Here is a 1,481-nt window from a genome sequence, read left to right as displayed (position 1 = left end):
TGTCTGCATCAATTATTTGAAGAACAGGTGCAAAAAACACCAAATGCAATAGCAGTCACATATGAGCAAAAAAATCTTACCTATCAAGAATTGAATGAGCGAGCCAATCAATTGGCGCACCATTTACAAACTTTAGGAATCAAAACAGAATCACTATTAGGTATTTGCGTTGAGCGTTCCTGGGAAATGGTAGTGGGTTTATTGGGGATTCTCAAAGCCGGAGGAGCTTATGTGCCGATTGACCCAGAATATCCCTCAGAACGCATTGCCTATATGTTAGCTGACTCTCAAGTCAAGGTAGTGTTAACCCAGGCAAAACTCCTAGTAGAGATTCCGGAAAATCAAGCCCAGAGCATTTGTCTAGACAGAGAATGGGAAAAAATTGCGCAACAACCACAGACTAATCTCCCCAATTGCGTCACACCAGAAAACCTCGCTTACGTCATCTACACATCAGGGTCTACAGGAAAACCAAAAGGTGCAATGAACACCCACAAAGGGGTTTGCAATCGCTTAGTGTGGATGCAACAACAGTATCAAATAGATGCCACAGATAGCATTTTACAAAAAACCCCCTTTAGTTTTGATGTTTCTGTATGGGAATTCTTTTGGACTTTATTCACAGGTGCAAGATTAGTCATAGCTCAACCAGGGGGACATCGAGATAGTTCTTATCTGATGAATCTGATTATTCAAGAACAAATCACGACCCTACATTTTGTCCCCTCCATGCTGCAAGTCTTTGTAGAAAGTCGTGGTGTAGAAGAATGTACCTCCCTCAAAAGAGTCATTTGTAGTGGGGAAGCCTTACCTTTAGATTTGCAAACTAGATTCTTCCAATGTTTGGGATGCGAATTACACAACCTTTATGGGCCAACAGAAGCAGCCATTGATGTGACATTCTGGCAATGTCACCCAGACAGTAATTTGAAAACTGTACCCATTGGTCGTCCCATAGCCAATACGCAAATTTACATTCTAGATGCTCATGGGCAACCTGTACCAATTGGTGTGTATGGAGAAATTTATCTTGCTGGTGTCGGGTTAGGACGGGGTTATTTAAATCGCCCAGAGTTGACAAGGGAAAAGTTTATGACTCTCCCCATCGGTGATGTAGCCACACGCCTTTACAAAACAGGAGATTTAGGACGCTACTTACCAGATGGCAATATTGAATACCTGGGCAGAATTGACCATCAGGTGAAGATTCGCGGTTTGAGGATTGAGTTGGGCGAGATTGAAATGGTACTAGCTCAACACCCACAAATTCGCCAAACTGTTGTACTCGTGCGAGAAGACCACCCAGGGGATAAACGCTTGGTGGCTTACTTTGTGGTTGATGGTGAATCTCCCAGTAGTGGTGAATTGCGAGATTATCTCAAACAGCAGTTACCTGATTATATGATTCCGGCTGTGTTTGTTTCACTCGATGCCTTTCCTCTGACGGCTAATGGTAAACTTGACCGTCAGGCATTACCTGT

At 43.1% G+C, this 1,481-nt stretch carries 1 protein-coding gene; it reads left to right on the top strand.

Features of this window, described 5'->3' with window-relative positions; translation table 11 throughout:
- Positions 1 to 1,481 (top strand): non-ribosomal peptide synthetase (locus tag ACM0OR_RS28155; protein WP_414579700.1); only part of this gene is annotated, 1,481 nt, incomplete at both ends.

Origin of the sequence: Anabaena sp. CCY 9402-a (assembly GCF_963920945.1) — a bacterium.
Lineage (GTDB): Bacteria > Cyanobacteriota > Cyanobacteriia > Cyanobacteriales > Nostocaceae > Trichormus > Trichormus minutissimus.
This window is presented reverse-complemented; position numbering and strand designations above follow the sequence as displayed.